The organism is Stenotrophomonas sp. NPDC047960, assembly GCF_043204395.1.
Lineage (GTDB): Bacteria > Pseudomonadota > Gammaproteobacteria > Xanthomonadales > Xanthomonadaceae > Stenotrophomonas.
This window is the reverse complement of sequence record NZ_JBIDBX010000004.1, coordinates 40,894-58,856: the sequence shown is the minus strand read 5'-3', so window position 1 is coordinate 58,856 and position 17,963 is coordinate 40,894. Positions and strand designations below refer to the sequence as shown.

At 67.6% G+C, this 17,963-nt stretch carries 17 protein-coding genes; 12 read left to right on the top strand and 5 right to left on the bottom strand.

From position 1 onward, the window contains the following. Window positions 1-414: 414 nt before the first annotated feature. Both rimO and ACGFZ3_RS10215 read left to right on the top strand, forming a co-directional pair. Window positions 415-1,782 (top strand): 30S ribosomal protein S12 methylthiotransferase RimO, encoded by a 1,368-nt coding sequence (rimO, locus tag ACGFZ3_RS10220; protein ID WP_392920100.1) that lies wholly within the window; start codon window positions 415-417, stop codon window positions 1,780-1,782. Then, complete coding sequence (locus tag ACGFZ3_RS10215) at window positions 1,779-2,606, top strand: DUF3025 domain-containing protein (RefSeq protein ID WP_392920097.1); 828 nt, start codon at window positions 1,779-1,781, stop codon at window positions 2,604-2,606. The genes rimO and ACGFZ3_RS10215 overlap by 4 nt, the downstream gene beginning before the upstream one ends. Window positions 2,607-2,828: 222 nt before the next feature. Here the strand turns inward: ACGFZ3_RS10215 and greB are convergent, their stop codons facing one another. Both greB and ACGFZ3_RS10205 read right to left on the bottom strand, forming a co-directional pair. After that, complete coding sequence (greB, locus tag ACGFZ3_RS10210; protein WP_184126510.1) at window positions 2,829-3,335, bottom strand: transcription elongation factor GreB; 507 nt, start codon at window positions 3,333-3,335, stop codon at window positions 2,829-2,831. A gap of 2 nt (window positions 3,336-3,337) precedes the next feature. Further along, window positions 3,338-4,843 (bottom strand): helicase HerA-like domain-containing protein, encoded by a 1,506-nt coding sequence (locus ACGFZ3_RS10205; RefSeq protein ID WP_392920095.1) that lies wholly within the window; start codon window positions 4,841-4,843, stop codon window positions 3,338-3,340. A 135-nt stretch (window positions 4,844-4,978) separates the two neighbouring features. Here ACGFZ3_RS10205 and ACGFZ3_RS10200 point away from each other — a divergent pair, with 135 nt between their 5' ends. Then, on the top strand, window positions 4,979-6,589 hold the full coding sequence (locus ACGFZ3_RS10200; protein ID WP_392920092.1) for a transglycosylase SLT domain-containing protein: 1,611 nt from the start codon (window positions 4,979-4,981) through the stop codon (window positions 6,587-6,589). A 15-nt stretch (window positions 6,590-6,604) separates the two neighbouring features. Then, window positions 6,605-6,967 (top strand): ribonuclease E inhibitor RraB, encoded by a 363-nt coding sequence (locus tag ACGFZ3_RS10195; protein ID WP_392920089.1) that lies wholly within the window; start codon window positions 6,605-6,607, stop codon window positions 6,965-6,967. 91 nt (window positions 6,968-7,058) lie between these two features. Here the strand turns inward: ACGFZ3_RS10195 and asd are convergent, their stop codons facing one another. Both asd and ACGFZ3_RS10185 read right to left on the bottom strand, forming a co-directional pair. After that, the gene (asd, locus tag ACGFZ3_RS10190) at window positions 7,059-7,901 is read right to left on the bottom strand and encodes an archaetidylserine decarboxylase (protein WP_392920086.1); all 843 of its coding nucleotides are present in this window, start codon (window positions 7,899-7,901) and stop codon (window positions 7,059-7,061) included. Then, complete coding sequence (locus tag ACGFZ3_RS10185; protein ID WP_392920084.1) at window positions 7,898-8,548, bottom strand: SCO family protein; 651 nt, start codon at window positions 8,546-8,548, stop codon at window positions 7,898-7,900. The genes asd and ACGFZ3_RS10185 overlap by 4 nt, the downstream gene beginning before the upstream one ends. Before the next feature lie 129 nt (window positions 8,549-8,677). Between ACGFZ3_RS10185 and prmB the strand changes: the two genes are divergently transcribed. The 8 genes from prmB (at window position 8,678) to ACGFZ3_RS10145 (ending at window position 16,789) form a co-directional block, all read left to right on the top strand. Further along, on the top strand, window positions 8,678-9,604 hold the full coding sequence (prmB, locus tag ACGFZ3_RS10180) for a 50S ribosomal protein L3 N(5)-glutamine methyltransferase (protein ID WP_392920081.1): 927 nt from the start codon (window positions 8,678-8,680) through the stop codon (window positions 9,602-9,604). After that, complete coding sequence (locus tag ACGFZ3_RS10175; protein ID WP_392920078.1) at window positions 9,594-10,106, top strand: hypothetical protein; 513 nt, start codon at window positions 9,594-9,596, stop codon at window positions 10,104-10,106. The genes prmB and ACGFZ3_RS10175 overlap by 11 nt, the downstream gene beginning before the upstream one ends. Then, window positions 10,096-11,199 carry a chorismate synthase gene (gene aroC / locus ACGFZ3_RS10170; RefSeq protein WP_392920074.1) on the top strand — a complete coding sequence of 368 codons (1,104 nt, stop codon included), beginning with the start codon at window positions 10,096-10,098 and terminating at the stop codon, window positions 11,197-11,199. Before ACGFZ3_RS10175 ends, aroC begins: the two co-directional genes overlap by 11 nt. Next, window positions 11,192-12,217: a 2-hydroxyacid dehydrogenase gene (locus ACGFZ3_RS10165; RefSeq protein ID WP_392920071.1), complete on the top strand. Its 1,026-nt coding sequence runs from the start codon at window positions 11,192-11,194 to the stop codon at window positions 12,215-12,217. The genes aroC and ACGFZ3_RS10165 overlap by 8 nt, the downstream gene beginning before the upstream one ends. A gap of 126 nt (window positions 12,218-12,343) precedes the next feature. Continuing rightward, the gene (locus tag ACGFZ3_RS10160) at window positions 12,344-13,369 is read left to right on the top strand and encodes an aspartate-semialdehyde dehydrogenase (RefSeq protein ID WP_392920068.1); all 1,026 of its coding nucleotides are present in this window, start codon (window positions 12,344-12,346) and stop codon (window positions 13,367-13,369) included. 51 nt (window positions 13,370-13,420) lie between these two features. Then, window positions 13,421-15,319, top strand: coding sequence for a FimV family protein (locus tag ACGFZ3_RS10155; protein ID WP_392920065.1), 1,899 nt, complete (start codon window positions 13,421-13,423; stop codon window positions 15,317-15,319). A gap of 43 nt (window positions 15,320-15,362) precedes the next feature. Continuing rightward, window positions 15,363-16,136: a tRNA pseudouridine(38-40) synthase TruA gene (gene truA / locus ACGFZ3_RS10150; RefSeq protein WP_392920062.1), complete on the top strand. Its 774-nt coding sequence runs from the start codon at window positions 15,363-15,365 to the stop codon at window positions 16,134-16,136. After that, complete coding sequence (locus tag ACGFZ3_RS10145; protein ID WP_145479878.1) at window positions 16,133-16,789, top strand: phosphoribosylanthranilate isomerase; 657 nt, start codon at window positions 16,133-16,135, stop codon at window positions 16,787-16,789. The genes truA and ACGFZ3_RS10145 overlap by 4 nt, the downstream gene beginning before the upstream one ends. A 183-nt stretch (window positions 16,790-16,972) precedes the next feature. Here ACGFZ3_RS10145 and ACGFZ3_RS10140 read toward each other — a convergent pair whose 3' ends face one another. Then, window positions 16,973-17,860: a LysR family transcriptional regulator gene (locus ACGFZ3_RS10140; protein WP_392920058.1), complete on the bottom strand. Its 888-nt coding sequence runs from the start codon at window positions 17,858-17,860 to the stop codon at window positions 16,973-16,975. Window positions 17,861-17,963: the final 103 nt, after the last annotated feature.

Genomic DNA, 17,963 nt, shown 5'->3' with positions numbered 1-17,963 from the left:
GCGCACGGGGGACGTTCTGGTCGTCTGTAATGCGCAAGGGTGTGTGGACTATCGCAGGACTGTCTCAGGCTACGTTGGTGAGAATTTCAGGCCGCAAGAGACCACGCCCTCGACAGGTGGAGGAGGCATCGGCAGCGGAAATGGAAATCCCGGGGCCGGCCGGGGCGACGGCGGTGGACCGGTTGCAGGTGGCGGAGGCGGGTCCGGTTCCGGCTCCGTGACGGTGGGGAAGCCCGATCAGGTGAGGCCGCCGACCAACGAGGACTGAAATAGAACCTGATAACGCATTCAGGTTGTCATCCCGTCGCAGGAATTCTGTCCCTCAGCCCAACGCCGGTATACTTGCCGCCGTTTCCGGCCCCAGGTCCCCGCGCCATTCCGGCGTGGGCCCAGGCCATCAGAGTCCCGCGATCCATGTCCCAGCTGAACCCCAAAGTCGGCTTCGTCAGCCTTGGCTGCCCGAAGGCCCTCGTCGATTCCGAGCGCATCCTCACCCAGCTGCGGGCAGAGGGTTACGACATCGTTCCTTCCTACGATTCGGCCGACGTGGTGGTGGTCAACACCTGCGGTTTCATCGATTCTGCGGTGACCGAGTCGCTGGACGCGATCGGCGAGGCGATGAACGCCAACGGCAAGGTGATCGTCACCGGCTGCCTGGGCAAGCGCCCGGAAGAGATCCGCAAGGCGTATCCGGACGTGCTGGCGGTGTCCGGCCCGCAGGACTACACCAGCGTGATGGAGGCGGTGCACGCCGCGCTGCCGCCCAAGCATGACCCGTTCGTGGACCTGGTCCCGGACTACGGGATCAAGCTGACCCCGCGCCACTACGCCTACCTGAAGATTTCCGAAGGCTGCAACCACCATTGCAGCTTCTGCATCATTCCCTCGATGCGCGGCAAGCTGGTCTCGCGCCCGGTCGATGAGGTGCTGCGTGAAGCCGAGCGGCTGGTGCGTGGCGGCGTGAAGGAACTGCTGGTGGTGTCGCAGGACACCTCGGCCTATGGCGTGGACGTCAAGTACGCCGAGCGCATGTGGCGCGACAAGGCCTACCAGACCCGCATGAAATCGCTGTGCGAAGGCTTGTCCGAGCTCGATGCCTGGACCCGCATGCACTACGTGTACCCGTACCCGCATGTGGACGACGTGGTCCCGCTGATGGCCGAGAACCGGATCCTGCCGTACCTGGACATTCCGTTCCAGCACGCCAGCCCGCGCATCCTCAAGCTGATGAAGCGGCCCGGGGCGGTCGACAAGACCCTGGAGCGCGTGCAGCGCTGGCGGCAGCTGTGCCCGGACATCACCGTGCGCTCGACCTTCATCGTCGGCTTCCCGGGCGAGACCGAGGCCGAGTTCGAGGAGCTGCTGTCGTTCCTGGATGAGGCGCAGCTGGATCGCGTGGGCGCGTTCGCCTACTCGCCGGTGACCGGCGCCACCGCCAACGACCTGCCCGGCGCGGTGCCCGAAGAAGTGAAGCAGGAGCGCCTGGCCCGCTTCATGGCCCGCCAGGCCGAAATTTCCGCTGCACGCCTGGAAGCCAAGATCGGCACGGTGCAGCAGTGCCTGGTCGATGCGATCGAAGACGGCATCGCCGTGGCCCGTTCCAAGGCCGATGCGCCGGAGATCGACGGCCTGGTGCATATCCAGAACGCCGATGAAGCCAGGCTGCGCGTGGGCCAGTTCGTGGACGTGGAAATCACCGAGAGCGACGACCACGACCTCTACGGCGACGCGTTGATCGACGAGAGCGCGGCAAAGAAGCTGCTCGACCTCAAGGTGCTGTGACCGGCGCGGCCGCCCCCGGGGCGGTCGGCCGCCGGCGTTTCATCGCGCCGGCGCGCGCGGGCGTGGATCGTGCGTGCTTCGCCCATCCGCTGTTTGCTGCGTTCGGCGCCTACCAGGACCTGATGGGTGCTGCAGAGTGGCCGGATATCGGTGCGCTGGACCAACGCCTGCGCGTGCCGGGCAAACAGCTGGTCGAACAGAACGATGCCCTGCTGGCCGATGGCCTGCACTACGAGCAGCGCATCGCACGCGGGCAGATCGCCACGCGCCCGTGCAACTGGCATGACCTGTTCAATGCGCTGGTGTGGGCGCGTTACCCGGCATTGAAGAGCGTGCTCAATGCACGCCAGTGCCAGGACATCAAGCGCAACCCGCGCGGGCAGCGCACGCGCGCGCAGGCCGCGTTGACCCAGTTCGACGAAACCGGTGTGATCGTGCGGGTGCGCGATGCGTCGTTGTTGCAGGCATGGGATCGGCACGACTGGAGTGCGCTGTTTGTCGAAGGCGCAACGCACTGGCGCAACGGCAGCATCGCCGTGTCTGCCGTGTTCGGTCACGCGTTGATGGAGCAGGCGTTGCTGCCGTCGCGATTGCTGGTGGGGAAGTGTTTGGTGGTGCAGGGCGCGGATGACACGCAGGCGCTGGAGCAGGTAGCGCAGGCGATCGCGCGTGCCGACGTGCTCAATGATCCTTTGGAGCTGCGCCCGCTGCCCTTGATGGGCATTCCAGGCTGGCAGGGCGATCAGGGAGAGGCGTTTTACCAGCAGGTGGAGTATTTCCGCCCAGCAAGGGCGGGCAGGGAGTATCCGGCCCCCGCCCGGTAACCCATTGCAATCAACGTCAAATGCCCTCTACGCCGACGTTCATGCCATCACCGAACGCGGCGCGGTTCACTGCAGTCGATTGGGATGCGACCCTACCGCGCATGCCCGGTCGGCGCGTGCGATGCGATGCACGCTGCGCACGCTCTGGTAGGGTTGGTTCCCAAAAAACCGCCGATAGTGGTTCAACGCCCGGTAACGCGTTGCAACGAACGGCGTAATGTCTCACCCGACCGGATACTCCACTGCCAGGATCGCAAACCCCGTCCGCCCGCTCGGCAACTCCACCTCGAACTCATCATCCACGCGCTTCTTCAGCAACGCGCGCGCCAACGGCGAATCGATGCTGATCCACCCGGCGCCCGCATCGGTCTCGTCCGGCCCCACGATGCGATACCGGCTGACATCGCCGCTGTCGACGTTCTCCAGCTCCACCCACGCGCCAAAAAACACCGCCTGCGGGTCGGTCGGCACGGTATCCACCACCCGCAGCGACTCCAGCCGTTTGGTCAGGTAACGCACGCGCCGGTCAATCTCGCCCAGCTGCTTCTTTCGGTAGGTGTACTCGGCATTCTCCGAGCGATCGCCTTCCGCCGCGGCCGCGGCCAACGCCTTGACCACTTCCGGCCGGCGCACGCGCCACAGCTCATCCAGCTCGCTCTTCAAGCGCTGGTGGCCCTGTGCGGTGATCAGGGCCGTGCTCTTTTCCGCAGGCGGACGCCAACGCGACATCGTCAGCGCTTGCCGCCGAAAATGCCGCCCAGGATGCCGCGCACGATCTGGTTGCCCAGCTTGGTGCCCACGGTGCGGGTGGTCTGCTTGGCCATCGTTTCGATCATGCCCTGGCGGCGCCGGGTGCCGAAGATCGCATCCTTGATCGACTGGCCGAAGCCGCCTTCCTGCTGCTCATCCTGCTCGCGGGTACGCGCCTTGGGCGCGTCGGGCTGTTCCACCGCCTTGGCCGCGCGCTGGGCCAGCAGCTCCGCTGCCGATTCGCGGTTCACTGCGGTGTCGTAGCGGCTGCCGACCGGGCTGCCGGCACGCACCTGCGCGCGTTCGGCCTCCGTGATCGCGCCCATCCGGCAACGCGGCGGGGCGATCTGGGTCTGCTGCACGGGCGAGGGAATGCCCTTGTCCTGCAGCGTGGACACCAGCGCGTCGCCGGTGCCCAGCTGGGAGAGGGCTGCCGCCACGTCCAGTTTCGGGTTGGGTACGAAGGTTTCGGCGGCGATCCTCACCGCCTTCTGGTCGCGCGGGGTGAACGCACGCAGCGCGTGCTGCACCCGGTTGCCGAGCTGGCCCAGGATGTTGGCTGGTACGTCGTCGGGGAACTGCGAGCAGAAGTACACGCCCACGCCCTTGGAGCGGATCAGCCGCACCACCTGCTCGATGCGCTGCACCAGCGCGGCCGGCGCGTCGTCGAACAGCAGGTGCGCCTCGTCGAAGATGAAGACCAGCTTGGGCTTGTCCAGGTCACCCACCTCGGGCAGCGTTTCGAACAGCTCCGACAGCAGCCACAACAGGAAGGTCGAGTACAGGCGCGGCTTGAGCACCAGCTGGTCGGCTGCCAGGATGCCGATCACGCCACGGCCGTCGTGATTGACCCGCATCAGGTCCGCCAGCTCCAGCGCCGGCTCGCCAAAGAAGGATTCGCCGCCGTCCTGCGACAGCCGCAGCAGCGAGCGCTGGATGGCCGCCACGGTCTGCGCGCTGACCAGCCCGTACTCGGTGGAGATGTCCTTGCGTTCGTCGGCCACCAGGCCGAGCAGGGCGCGCAGGTCGTCCAGGTCGAGCAGCAGCAGGCCGCGGTCGTCGGCCAGCTTGAACACGATATCCAGCACCCCGGACTGGGTGTCGTTGAGCTCCAGGATGCGCGCCAGCAGGGTCGGGCCCATTTCGCTCACGGTGGTGCGCACCGGGTGACCCAGCTTGCCGTACAGGTCCCAGAAGATCGCAGGGCTGCCGGCCGGCGCGTAGTCGGCAATACCGATGTCCTTCGCGCGCTGCAAGAGGGCCTCCACACCGGTGCCGGGCACGGCGAGGCCGGAGACGTCGCCCTTCACGTCGGCGAGAAACACCGGCACGCCGATGCGCGAGAAGCCTTCGGCCAGGGTCATCAGGGTCACGGTCTTGCCCGTGCCGGTCGCGCCGGCCACGAGGCCATGGCGGTTGCCCAGTTTCGGTTGCAGGGTGACGGGGACATCGTCGGTGATGCCTTTGCCGAGCAGGATCGGATCCATGGTCAACTCGCTCTGTGGACGGGCTATGTGAATGGGCAGGATTCTAAACGTCGCCGGGTATCGGCCACCTGACCGGGTTGCTCCGATACGAGTGGCGCGGCTACTCTGCCCTGTCTTTCGCCCACAGTGCCAAAAATGCCCGTTCCTGTCCTGCTTTCCCGTGGTTGGCCGTTGTTGGCACTCGCTTCCCTCCTGTCGTTCGTGCCCGAGGCCCATGCCCAGCGGGTCTCTGCCCGCGACAAGGTCAAGATCGAGGCCCTGGAGCAGCGCATGGCTGCGGCCGAGAAGCGCTATGCCGATGCGCTGGTGCTGGTCAACAACGCCGACCCCAAGGGCAAGAATGAAGGCGATGCCGCGCTGGAGGACATGGAGGACGTGATCAGCGCCTGCGTGGCCCAGAAGGGCTGCCAGGTCAGCAACCTGCTGGTGACCTACAAGCGCCTGCTCAAGAACAACGCTGACGCGCGCGATGGCGATGACAGCGACGCGATCGTCGTCGACGGCGGCCTGCTCGAAGCCGACCCGGACCACGTGGGCCCGCTGACCGCCGACGTGCCCGAAGCCGCGCGCGCGGCCGCGCTGCTCAACGACAAGCGCCATGCCTTCGACAACATGGTCGAATACAACCCGGCCGTGCAGGCCGGCATCCGCCGTTGGCTGACCGACATGCGCCCGGCGTTGATGAACACCTACGAGAACTACCAGACCCTGCGCGCGGTGATGTGGCCGGAGTGGGAGAAGCGCGGCCTGCCCGAGGCGCTGCTGTTCGGGATCATGGCCAAGGAATCCAACGGCCGCGTGCACGCCTCTTCGCGCGCCGGCGCCGCCGGGCTGATGCAGTTCATGCCGGCCACCGGCCGTCGCTTCGGGCTGGGCCCGGACGGTACCGGCTTCGACACCCGCTTCGACGCGCGCAGCGCCGCTGAGGCCAGTGCCAGCTACCTCAACGAGCGCATGCGCGAGCTCAACAACAACGTGGAACTGTCGCTGGCCGGCTACAACGGTGGCGAAGGCCGTGCCGGGCGGGTGTATCGACAGAACGTGGGGCAGAGCTTCTGGGTGGACAACGTCTACAACCAGTTCCCGGCCGAAACCAAGGATTACGTGCCGATGGTGATCGCCGCGGCGTGGATCTTCCTGCACCCCCAGCAGTACGGCGTGGACTTCCCCAAGGTCAGTGCGCAGCCGGCCACGATCCGCCTGGCCAAGTCCACCACCATCTATGAGCTGACCATCTGCCTGGGCAGCACCGGCACCCGCGACGGCTACATGCGCGCGCTGCGCAACCTCAACCCGCGTTATGAAGCCGACGGCTGGATTCCGGCCGGCACGCTCATCAACGCCACCACCCGCATTGCCGGGCTGTACAACCGTTACTGCGTCAGCGGCCCGCGCGCGGACCTGGCGCGTACGTTGATCACCGCCGATCTCAATGCGGCCATCGTGCGCCCGACCGTGGCCAGCTACACCGGCAACGTCGCAGTGGGCAGCGTAGTGCCGGTGGCCGGCCTGCAGGCCAGTACGCCGGTGGCGACGGCGCCGGCTGCACCGGTGGCAGTGCCGGCGCCCAAGCCGAAGGCCAAGCCGGTGCGCAGCCACAAGGTGGGCAAGGGCGAGACCCTGGGCCGGATCGCCGACAAATTCGATTGCGATGTGCGTGAGCTGGCGAAGGCCAATGGGCTCAAGGCGCCTGCGTATGCACTGCGCCAGGGCCAGTCGATCAGGCTGCAGGGCTGCGGTAAATAACTACGGGAAACACTGATGGATATCACCGCAATCAACGAGATGTTCGCCAACATCCGGGAAAACACCGACTGGGACCTCAACGGTCCGCTGGTGTGGGGGTACTTCTTCGTCAACACCACGCCGGAGCCGCTGCACGGGCTGGCCAGGGTGCTGGAAGGGGAAGGCTACACCGTGGTCGAAGTGTTCGAGCCGGAGCTGGAAGAAGGCGAAGCGGCGTACCACGTCCTGCACGTGGAGCGGGTGGAGACCCACAGCGAAGCGTCGCTGGACAAGCGCAACCACGAGCTCCAGGCGCTGGCCGAAGCCAACGGGGTCGAGGATTACGACGGGATGGATGTAGGGCCCGTCGAGTTCGCGCACGATCCGGGCAACGCCTGACGACAGAACGCCCCGTGGATGCGGGGCGTTTCTTTATTGCGCCTTTACGTGCGCAGGCTCATGGCTTTGACACGCCATGCGTGTCCGCTCTTCAACGAAGGGTGGCCAATGCCTGGCCGAGCTGGACGGCATGTTCGGCCTCCAGGTGCGGGGCGAAATCGGCCACGCCCGGCGGCAGCAGCACGATCACCGTCGAGCCGTAATTGAAGCGTGCCATTTCGGCGAAACGCTCCAGGGTGATGCCCTTGCCGCGGTAATCCTTGCGGGTGATGGTGTCGCCATAGGCCGGAATCTCTTCGCCGCCCCACACGGTTTCCACGCCCGACACCAGCAGCGCGCCTACCATCACCTGCACCATCGGGCCGAAGTCGGTATCGAAGTGGCAGACCAGCCGCTCGTTGCGGGCGAACAGACCCGGGACCTTGTTCACTGCCGCCGGACCCACGCTGAACAGACGGCCGGGCACGTGCACGGTTTCGCGCAGGGTGCCGGTCCACGGCATGTGCACGCGGTGGTAGTCCTTCGGCGACAGGTACACGGTAGCGAACAGGCCGTGGTGGAACACCTCGGCATCGGACGCATCGCCCAACAGCTCGGCGGCAGTGAACGACTGGCCCTTGGCCTGGAAGATGCGGCCGTCCTCAATGGCGCCCAGCTGGCTGATCCGGCCGTCGGCCGGCATTACCAGGGTGCGGGCACCAGCGTCGGGCACGCGCGCGCCGGGCTTCAACGCGCGGGTGAAGAACTGGTTGAAGGTGGGGTAGCTGCGCGGGTCCGGGTTGGCGGCCTCGGCCAGGTTCACCCCGAATTTCTCGGTCACCGTGTCGATCAGCCAGCGCGAGATCCGCGGGTTGCTGGAATACGCCAGGCGCCGCGCCATCGACGACAGCAGGCGGTGGGGCAGGGCGTAGCTCAGCGTGGTCGTCAGGCTCATGGGGCGGATTTCTCGGTCAACAGGTTCAGGTCGCGGGCAATGGCCTGCGGGTTGAAAGGGGGGCGGATCAGGCCGGCCAGCTTGCCGTCCGGGTCCAGCACGGCCAGGCTGGCCGAGTGTTCCAGGGTGTAATCCTGGGGGTTCTCATCGAAGTCCTTGCCCGGCACCTTCTGGAACACGAAGCCCAGCGCGGTGGCGAAGCGCTCCAGCGAGGGCACGTCGGCGGTGGCGGCCAGGGTGTCCTTGTGGAAGGCATGCACGTATTCGCCCAGCCGCGCCGGCGTGTCGCGCTCGGGGTCCACCGAGACGAACACCAGCCGCGGGCGCAGGCTCTCGGGCAGGGTTTCCCACTGTTTCTGGGCCTGGGCCAGGTCGGCCAGCGTGGTCGGGCAGATGTCGGGGCAGGACAGGAAGCCCAGGAACACCAGGGTCCAGTGGCCCTTGAGCTCGCCGGGAATCAGCCGGGTGCCGTCGGACTGGCCAAGGTTGAAGTCCGGCAGCGCGCGCGGCTGCGGATAGAACGTGATCGATTCGGTGGCCGGGCGGTTGCCGGCCGGCGAGGGCGCGAACACCTTCTGGGCAACGACCAGGCCGAGCCCGGCGGCCAGCGCGATGAGCAGGATGATGCCGACATTGCGATTGAACATGAAAGGCCCGTACCCGAAGGGGACTCCATGATAGGGGATGGGGGGCGGCGGTTTCCGTTTCGGGTGCAACGGATGCCGTGCTGCGCCGCAGCGCCTATAATCTGGGGCCACTTTGTCTGTTGCCTTGCCATGACTGCCGAAACGGCCGCCGAACTCCACACGATCATCGACCTGATCCGCTACGGCACCAGCCGTTTCAACGCCGCCGGGCTGACCTTCGGGCACAGCTACGACAACGCCCTGGACGAGGCCACCCAGCTGGTCCTGCACGCGCTGCACCTGCCGCACGACCTGGGCCCGGCCTATGGCGCGGCCCGGGTGACCACCCCGGAGAAGGCCGAGGTGCTGGCCCTGTTCGAGCGCCGCATCGACGAGCAGCTGCCTGCCGCCTACCTCACCGGCGAAGCGTGGTTTGCCGGGCTGAGCTTCAAGAGCGACCGCCGTGCCCTGGTGCCGCGTTCGCCGATCGCCGAACTGATCGAAACCGGCTTCGAGCCGTGGCTGGCCGGCCGTGACGTGCACCGCGCGCTCGACCTGTGCACCGGCTCGGGCTGCATCGCCATTGCGATGGGTCACTACTACCCGAACTGGGAAGTGGACGGCGTTGACCTCAGCGATGAGGCCCTGTCGTTGGCCGTAGAGAACAAGGAGCGCCTGCAGGCGCACAATGTCACCCTGCTCAAGTCGGACCTGTTCAACGGCCTCACCGGCCGCCACTACGACCTGATCGTGACCAACCCGCCGTACGTCACCAACGACGAAACCGACGCACTGCCGAAGGAATACTCGTACGAGCCGGAAATGGGCCTGCGTGCCGGCGATGACGGCCTGGACCTGGTGCTGAAGATCCTGCGCGACGCCCCGCTGCACCTGAGCGAAGACGGCCTGCTGATCTGCGAAGTGGGCGAATCCGAACAGCACCTGGTCAAGCTGCTGCCGGAAGTCGATTTTGCGTGGGTTGAATTCAAGGTCGGCCAGATGGGCATCTTCGCGGTCGAGTGCCGCGAGCTGATCGCCCACAGCGCCCGCATCACCGAGCTGGCCAATGCCCGATAGTCCGGCCCGCGCCGTACGTACCCGCTGGGCCGAACTGGCCCTGCTGGGGCCGTTGGCCGTGCTGCTGCCGTTTGCCGCCGTCATTGTGGTGATGTCCCTGCAGAGCGGTATTGCCTGCCACGTGGGTGACAGCCTGCATTGCCGCTACGCCGCCGAACCCGCCGAGCAGCTCTGGTACCACCTCAAGGGTTTCGCCTACGGTGCGGCCGGCCTGCTCGGCGGCCTGGGCGTGGTCGCTGCCGTGCTGGTGGATGGCGCGCTTCTGCAGCGCCGCCGCCTGTTGTCGCGCGGCCTGTTCGCGGCGCTGGCGCTGGGCCTGGTGGTGGCGGTGGCCACCGTTGCATCGAGCATCGCCAGCGACCCTGCCGCCTGGCGTGACGGCTGGGGCCGCCCGGTCTTCATCCTCAGCTTCACCCTGCTGCCGGCCATCGTTGCCGTCCGCCACCTGCCGCGCGTGCTGCGTGCCGCCTTCCCACGTCCTGCGGTATCCCATGTCCAGTAATACCTTCGGCAAGCTGCTTTCGGTCACCACCTTCGGCGAATCGCACGGCCCGGCAATCGGCTGCGTGATCGACGGCTGCCCGCCGGGGCTGGAGATCAGTGCCGACGAATTTGCCCACGACCTGCAGCGTCGCGCCACCGGCAAGAGCCGGCACACCTCGGCGCGGCGCGAAGCCGATGAGGTCGAGATCCTTTCGGGCGTGTACGAAGGCCGCACCACCGGTACGCCCATTGCGCTGCTGATCCGCAACACCGACCAGCGCAGCAAGGATTACAGCACCATCGCCCTGCAGTTCCGCCCGGGGCATGCCGACTACAGCTACTGGCAGAAGTACGGCATCCGCGACCCGCGCGGTGGCGGCCGCTCGTCCGCGCGCGAAACCACCATGCGCGTGGCCGCCGGCGTAATCGCGAAGAAGTGGCTGCTGCAGCGCTTCGGGGTGACCGTGCGCGGTTACCTGTCGCAGCTGGGCGAGATCACCCCGACCGGCCATGACTGGTCGGCGGTGGAAGACAACCCGTTCTTCTGGCCGGTGGCCGAACAGGTCCCCGCGCTGGAAAGCTACATGGACGCGCTGCGCAAGTCCGGCGATTCGGTCGGCGCGCGGGTCAACGTGGTGGCCGATGGCGTGCCGCCGGGCTGGGGCGAGCCGATCTACGGCAAGCTCGATGGCGAACTCGCTTCGGCGCTGATGAGCATCAACGCGGTCAAGGGCGTGGAGATCGGCGACGGCTTCGCCAGCGCCGCGCAGAAGGGCACCGAACACCGTGACCTGATCACCCCCGAAGGCTTCGCTAGCAACCATGCAGGCGGCATCCTCGGCGGTATTTCCACCGGCCAGCAGGTCACCGCCTCGATCGTGCTCAAGCCCACCTCCAGCCTGCGCCTGCCCGGTGCCACGGTGGATGCCAGTGGTGCGGCCGTCGATGTGATCACCACCGGCCGCCACGATCCGTGCGTCGGCATCCGTGCCACCCCCATCGCCGAGGCGATGATGGCGCTGGTGCTGATGGACCAGGCGCTGCGCCACCGCGCCCAGTGCGGTGACGTGGGCGAGATCACGCCACGCATTCCCGGGTCCATCGATGGCTGAGACGCGCCCCCGGGTCTGGGTCAGCCAACCGCTGTTCGATGACGTCATCGAACAGCTCGGGCAGCATGTCGAGCTCGCGATGACCCACGAGGTCACCCGTTACACGCCCGCGATGCTGGCTGAACAGTTGGCCCAGGTCGACGGCGCGCTGATCACCCTCAACGAACGCGTCGGTCCGGCCGAGATCGCCAACGCGCCGGAGCTGCGCGCGATCGCCAACGTCGGCGTGGGGTACAACAACCTGGATGTGGATGCGCTCAGCGCGGCCGGCATCCTGGCCAGCAACACCCCGGATGTGCTGACCGAAACCACAGCAGACCTCGGGTTTGCGTTGCTGATGGCCACCGCGCGCCGCATCACCGAATCCGAACGCTGGCTGCGCGACGGCCAGTGGGGCCAGTGGTCGTTCCAGACCATGCTGGGTGCCGACATCCATGGCAGCACGCTGGGCATCCTCGGCATGGGCCGGATCGGGCAGGGCATCGCCCGCCGTGGCGCGCTCGGCTTCGGCATGCGCGTGCTGTACCACAACCGCTCGCGACTGCCCGAAGCGACCGAAGCCGAGGTGGCCGCGCAGTACGTCGAGCTGGACACGCTGCTGGCCCAGGCCGACCACCTGGTGCTGGTACTGCCTTACAGCGCGTCCTCGCACCACATCATCGACGCCGCCGCACTGGCGAAGATGAAGCCCACCGCCACCCTGGTAAACATCGCCCGGGGCGGGATCGTTGACGAACTGGCCCTGGCCGATGCGCTGGCCCATGGCCGGCTGGCCGCCGCCGGGCTGGACGTGTTCGAAGGCGAACCGACCGTGCGCCCCGAATTGCTGGCCCTGCACAACATCGTGCTTACCCCGCATATCGGCAGCGCCAGCCAGGCCACGCGCCGCGCGATGGTGCAGCTGGCCGTGGACAACCTGCTGGCCGCGCTCGGCCTGGGCGCGAACGCCGGCCACCCGCCGAGCGCGATCAACGCCGACGCCGTGGCCGCCAAAAAGATCGACGACGCAAAACGATAGGGAATCTCCGCGCCTGTTGCGCGAGGTTCCCCGAGCCCAAAAGTCTCCGGTAGGTACCGACCGTTGGTCGGTACCCCCACATCACGGTAGGTACCGACCGTTGGTCAGTACACAAATGAGGTTCCCATGAGCAATCAAGATCGTCGCTTCCACGTCGCAGTCGTCGGTGCCACCGGCGCCGTCGGCGAAACCATGCTGGCCATCCTGGCCGAACGCAACTTCCCGATCGCCACCCTGAGCCTGCTCGCGTCCTCCCGTTCGGCCGGTGGCGAAATCGAGTTCGACGGCAAGAAGATCAAGGTCCAGGACCTGGCCACGTTCGACCCGGCTGGCGTGGATATCGCGCTGTTCTCCGCAGGTGGCAGCGTCTCCAAGGAGTTCGGCCCGAAGTTCGCCGCCGCCGGTGCGGTGGTGATCGACAATTCCTCGGCCTTCCGTTACGACGATGACGTGCCGCTGGTGGTGTCCGAAGTGAACCCCGAGGCGCTGAAGAACCGCCCGCGCGGCATCATCGCCAACCCGAACTGCTCGACCATGCAGATGCTGGTCGCGCTGGCGCCGCTGCACCGCCAGTACGGCATCCAGCGCATCAACGTGGCCACCTACCAGTCGGTGTCCGGCGGTGGTCGCTCGGCGCTGGAAGAACTGGGCAAGCAGACCGGCCAGCTGCTCAGCTTCCAGGAGATCGACCCGCAGCGCTTCCCGGTGCAGATCGCGTTCAACCTGATCCCGCACATCGACGACTTCCAGGACAATGGCTTCACCAAGGAAGAGATGAAGCTGGTCTGGGAAACCCGCAAGATCCTCGGCGATGACAGCATCCTGGTGAACCCGACGGCGGTGCGCGTGCCGGTGTTCTACGGGCATTCCGAAGCGGTCACCATCGAAACCCGCGACAAGGTGACCCCGGATGCGGCGCGCGAGCTGCTGTCGCGTTCGCCGGGCGTGGAAGTGGTCGACAAGCACGAAGCCGGCGGTTACCCGACCCCGGTTACCCACGCATCGGGCACCGATGCAGTGTATGTCGGCCGGATCCGTGAAGACCTGTCGCACCCGCGCGGTCTGAACCTGTGGATCGTGTCGGACAACATCCGCAAGGGTGCAGCACTCAATGCAGTGCAGCTGGCCGAGCTGGTTGCGGCTGAGGGCTGACCGCTACATTCCTGCGTGGCTGGATTGGCCGGGAATCGCTATATTGCCCGCATGAAGAACCGGGTTCCGGGCGCATCGCGCCCGCTCAAGTATGTCTCGACCCTGCTGCTGGCCCTGGCCAGCAGCTCCGCCATGGCCCTCGGGCTGGGCGACATCCGGGTGCTGTCCAAGCCCGGGCAGCCCCTGCTGGCGGAAATCCCGGTCATTTCCGCCGACCCGGCCGAGCTTGAAAACCTGCGCGTGGCGCTGGCCTCGCCGGTGACCTTTGCGCGCGTCGGGCTGGAACGGCCGACCGGGCTGGTCAGCGAGCTGCAGTTCGAGCTGACCCGCGATGCCAATGGCCGTGCCGTGGTGCGGGTGAGCTCGCAGGCGCCGGTGACCACGCCGTCGCTGAACTTTCTGATTGAAGCCGACTGGGGGCAGGGCCGCCTGGTCCGTGAGTATTCGGCGCTGGTCGATGCGCCGGACAGTGCGCTGGCCGTGGCCGAGCCGGAGATCGTCGCGCCGGCCGGTGCAATGTCCAACGCCATCGTGCGCGAACCCGAGGCCGCACCCGTGCAGGCACCGGTGGCCGCTGCCGAGCCCGCGCCGTCGCGGACCAGTCCGGTGCCGGCACGCAGTGCCGCGCCGTCCTCGCGGGCCGCCAGCGCGCCCGCGCCGACCGTCAGTGCTGACGGCAGCATCACCGTGCAGCGTGGCCAGACCCTGTCGCAGATTGCCGGTGCCGTTGCCCGCGAGCAGGGCATCAATCGCGACCAGGCGATGATCGCGTTGTTGCGTGCCAATCCCGAAGCCTTCATCCGTGGCAACGTGAACCTGCTCAAGCAGGGCGCGGTGCTGCGCAGTCCAGGTACCGAAGCGCCGGTCGATGCCGCCCAGGCGGCCGCGATGGTCCGCGAGCACGCGACGCAGTGGCGGCAGTCGCGCTCGGCCATTCCGCAGCCGGCCGCCAGTGGCGTTGCGGCCACGCCTGCAGCCCCGGCTGCGTCTGCTTCGGTCGCCCCCGCAGCCGCTGCGGGTGGACGTCTGGAAATCGCTCCGGCGGTCGCCGCAACCGACAACAATGCAGGTACAACCACCGGCACGGCTGCCGGCAGCGAGGGTGACATGCTGGGCAACGAACAACTGCGGCAGGCCAAGGAAGACGTGGCCACCCGCGATGCGGAGATCCAGGAACTGCGCAACCGCGTGGCTGAGCTGGAAAAGCTCAAGCAGCAGCAGGCATCGCTGATTGCCATGAAAGACACCGACCTTGCCGCTGCGCAGCAGCGCCTGAGCGAGGCCCCGGCCACGCGCGAAGCGGGCAGTGGTGGCTGGGCCTGGCTGGGCCTGGCTGTACTGCTGCTGGTGGTGGCCGGCTGGGCGGTGGCGCGCCGGCGCAAACCGTCGCCGTTGCCGCCGTTGCGCCGCGAGGGACTGGACGCGGCCAGCCTGGCCGCTGCCGTTCCCGCCGCCGATTACGTGGACGAACTGGCGGCCCAGCAGGACGCGTCGGCCGACGAGCCGGACCTGCGCGACGCGCCGGATTACGTCCTGGCCGAGCCGGCGGTGCTGGACGGGGGCCGCCGCGAGCCGGCATTCACCCTGGAACCGGAACCGGGCCACGTGGTGCATGACGCCGTGCCGGTGGTTGCCAACCCGGTGCCGGTACCCGCCGCGCCTGCCGATGACGTGGTTCCGCCGCATGCGCGTGACGCCGCGGCCCAGCCAAGCTATCGCGGCGTGTTCGAATTCCCGGAGGAGACGGGGGCAGCAGCTGAGCAAGTCGCCGCGCCGATCCACGACACCGCCCCGCTCGGTGCCCCCGGGCGCGACCGCCTTGAACTGGCGATCGCCTATCTCGACCTGGGCGATGCCGAAACCGCCCGCATCCTGCTGCTGGAGGTTGCCCAGGCAGGCGACCCGCACAGCCAGCAGCAGGCGCACGAGCTGCTGTCGCGGCTCGGATGATCGGCGTCGGCCGCCCTTCTGCAATCGAGGCGAAGTTCTGAACATGCGTTACGCATTGGGCGTGGAATACGACGGCAGCGAGTACAAAGGCTGGCAGCAGCTCGGCGAGAGCGGCTGCCCCAGCGTGCAGGCCAGCCTGCAGGACGCGCTGTCGTCGGTGGCCGATGCGCCGATCCAGGTGGTCTGCGCCGGGCGCACCGATGCTGGCGTGCATGGCGAATGCCAGGTGGTGCACTTCGACACCGACGTGGTGCGCGACCCGCGCGGCTGGACCCTGGGCACCACCACCCGGCTGCCACGCTCCATCGCGGTGCGCTGGTGCGTGCCGGTGGCGGATGATTTCCACGCGCGGTTTTCGGCGCGGGCCCGGCGTTACCGGTATCGGCTGCTCAACCGGCAGATCCGCCCGGCGCTGTACCGCCAGACCCTGAGCTGGGAGCGGCGGCCGCTCGATGCCGGCCTGATGCACGAGGCGGGGCAGGCCCTGCTCGGCGAGAACGACTTCAGCGCGTTCCGCAGTGTCCAGTGCGAGGCCCTGCATGCCCGGCGCGACCTGCAGGCAATCAGCGTGACCCGACAGGGTGAGATCGTGGAGGTCTGCGTTCAGGCCAATGCATTCCTTCATCACATGGTGCGCAATATCGTCGGCTCATTGATCCTGATTGGCTGTGGGGAAAAGCCGGTGTCGTGGATGGCCGAGCTGCTCGCCGGCCAGGACCGCACTGTGGCCGGCCCGACCGCACCGCCCCAGGGCCTTGTATTCATTGGCCCGTTGTACCCCGACAACTGGCACCTGCCCGCCGAGGTCACCCTATGAGCCGCTCCTTTTACCGCACCCGCATCAAGTTCTGCGGCATGACACGGGCCGGCGACGTGCGCCTGGCCGGCGAACTGGGCGTGGATGCGGTCGGGTTCATCTTCGCCCGTGAAAGCCGGCGCCGGGTGGCGCCGGCCGAAGCCCGTGCCATGCGCCAGGCAATCGCGCCGATGGTCGACGTGGTCGCGCTGTTCCGCGACAACAGCAAGGAGGAGGTGCGTGAGGTGTTGCGCACGGTGCGACCGACCCTGCTGCAGTTCCATGGCGACGAAGACGAATCCTTCTGCCGCAGCTTCAACATGCCCTATCTGAAGGCGGTGGCCATGGGCGGCCGCGAAGAGGTCAATGCGCGCCAGCTGCAGCTGCGCTACCCGAGCGCGGCCGGCTTCCTGTTCGACAGCCACGCCCCGGGCGGCGGTGGTGGCACCGGCGTGGCGTTCGACTGGACCCGTCTGCCGACCGGCCTGCACCGGCCGTTCCTGCTGGCCGGGGGCATTACCCCGGACAACGTGTTCGATGCCATCGTGGCGACCCTGCCGTGGGGCGTTGACGTCTCCAGCGGCATCGAAACCGAGCCGGGCATCAAGGACGGCTACAAGATGCGCAAGTTCGTCGAAGAAGTCCGCCGCGCGGACTGTCACGAAGCCGATTAGCGCCGAACACGGTCGCGAACACGCCGGTGTTGCGAACACGCCGGTAGGGTCGCACCCCAGTCGACTGCCGATGCACCGTCATCGCCCGGGAAGGCATTGCAACTGAGCGAAGGCGCGTGCCGGGCCGACGTCCATGCCCCAAAGCACTGATCACCGCTATCGGCGGTCGACTGGGGTGCGACCCTACCGCAGCTGTTCGGTCAGCCATTCCGAAAGGGATTCTATCCGCGCATCCTGCGCGCCCTCTGGCGTGGCCAGCACCCAGAACCCGCCGGTCGCAGCAAATCCCCACGGCGCCAGCAGGCGCCCCGCCGCCAGCTCATCGGCCACCAGCTGCTCCGGCGCGATCGCCACGCCCAGTCCGGCCACGGCCGCTTCCAGCAGATAGTAGAGGTGGTCGAATGCGGTGCCCAGCCGCAGCTGCGCCGGATCCAGATGATGCGACAACGCCCAGTCCGGCCACGCCTGCGGGCGCGAGGTGGTGTGCAGCAGCGGTTCGCGCAGCAGCGCCTGCGGGGGCTGCTGGCGCAGGCGCGCCGCAGCCGGATGCTGCGGGCTGACCACCACGCCAACCCGTTCCGGGGCCAGTTCGCGCACCTGCCAGCCACGCGGCCACGGCGGCTGCGCCAGCAGCAGCACCGCATCCAGCGCCTGCTGCTGTTCGGTGAAGCTGCCGTCCTGCGCCGACCAGTGCAGCGGCACCTGCGGCAGGTCGGCCTGCAGGGCGGGCAGGCGTGGAATCATCCAACGCGCCAGGATGCTGCCGCTGCAACCGAGCACCAGCGCCTCCGGCCGCTGCCGGCGCTGCAGGGTGTCCACCGCCTCGCGGATCTGGGTGAACGCCCCGGCGCAGGCAACCTGCAGCGCCTGGCCGGTGGCGGTCAGGCGCAACCCACGCCCGGCGCGTTCGAACAGCGCCAGCCCCAGGTGCTCCTCGAGCAGCCGCAGCTGGCGGCTGATCGCCCCGTGGGTGACATGCAGCGCTTCTGCGGCGCGTGCCACGCCGCCCAGCCGGGCGGTGGCTTCAAAGCTGCGCAGCGCGTTGAGGGGCGGCAGTGGCGTCTGGCTCATGTGAGTTTTCCTGACGTGTTCGTGCAGATAATATCGATATTCCGGTCATCACATGTGCGCTAAATTGTCAGCCTGTCTCCAACGGCTGTCGCGTCATGTCCGT

What these genes read in the sequence shown, in the direction of transcription:
- ACGFZ3_RS10205 (WP_392920095.1), bottom strand. Translation starts at nt 4,843, where the DNA reads ATGGATCCGATCCTGCTCGGCAAAGGCATCACCGACGATGTCCCCGTC.
- greB (WP_184126510.1), bottom strand. Translation starts at nt 3,335, where the DNA reads ATGTCGCGTTGGCGTCCGCCTGCGGAAAAGAGCACGGCCCTGATCACC.
- rimO (WP_392920100.1), top strand. Translation starts at nt 415, where the DNA reads ATGTCCCAGCTGAACCCCAAAGTCGGCTTCGTCAGCCTTGGCTGCCCG.
- truA (WP_392920062.1), top strand. Translation starts at nt 15,363, where the DNA reads ATGCGTTACGCATTGGGCGTGGAATACGACGGCAGCGAGTACAAAGGC.
- ACGFZ3_RS10185 (WP_392920084.1), bottom strand. Translation starts at nt 8,548, where the DNA reads ATGTTCAATCGCAATGTCGGCATCATCCTGCTCATCGCGCTGGCCGCC.
- ACGFZ3_RS10140 (WP_392920058.1), bottom strand. Translation starts at nt 17,860, where the DNA reads ATGAGCCAGACGCCACTGCCGCCCCTCAACGCGCTGCGCAGCTTTGAA.
- ACGFZ3_RS10200 (WP_392920092.1), top strand. Translation starts at nt 4,979, where the DNA reads ATGCCCGTTCCTGTCCTGCTTTCCCGTGGTTGGCCGTTGTTGGCACTC.
- ACGFZ3_RS10155 (WP_392920065.1), top strand. Translation starts at nt 13,421, where the DNA reads ATGAAGAACCGGGTTCCGGGCGCATCGCGCCCGCTCAAGTATGTCTCG.
- ACGFZ3_RS10175 (WP_392920078.1), top strand. Translation starts at nt 9,594, where the DNA reads ATGCCCGATAGTCCGGCCCGCGCCGTACGTACCCGCTGGGCCGAACTG.
- aroC (WP_392920074.1), top strand. Translation starts at nt 10,096, where the DNA reads ATGTCCAGTAATACCTTCGGCAAGCTGCTTTCGGTCACCACCTTCGGC.
- prmB (WP_392920081.1), top strand. Translation starts at nt 8,678, where the DNA reads ATGACTGCCGAAACGGCCGCCGAACTCCACACGATCATCGACCTGATC.
- ACGFZ3_RS10145 (WP_145479878.1), top strand. Translation starts at nt 16,133, where the DNA reads ATGAGCCGCTCCTTTTACCGCACCCGCATCAAGTTCTGCGGCATGACA.
- ACGFZ3_RS10165 (WP_392920071.1), top strand. Translation starts at nt 11,192, where the DNA reads ATGGCTGAGACGCGCCCCCGGGTCTGGGTCAGCCAACCGCTGTTCGAT.
- asd (WP_392920086.1), bottom strand. Translation starts at nt 7,901, where the DNA reads ATGAGCCTGACGACCACGCTGAGCTACGCCCTGCCCCACCGCCTGCTG.
- ACGFZ3_RS10160 (WP_392920068.1), top strand. Translation starts at nt 12,344, where the DNA reads ATGAGCAATCAAGATCGTCGCTTCCACGTCGCAGTCGTCGGTGCCACC.
- ACGFZ3_RS10195 (WP_392920089.1), top strand. Translation starts at nt 6,605, where the DNA reads ATGGATATCACCGCAATCAACGAGATGTTCGCCAACATCCGGGAAAAC.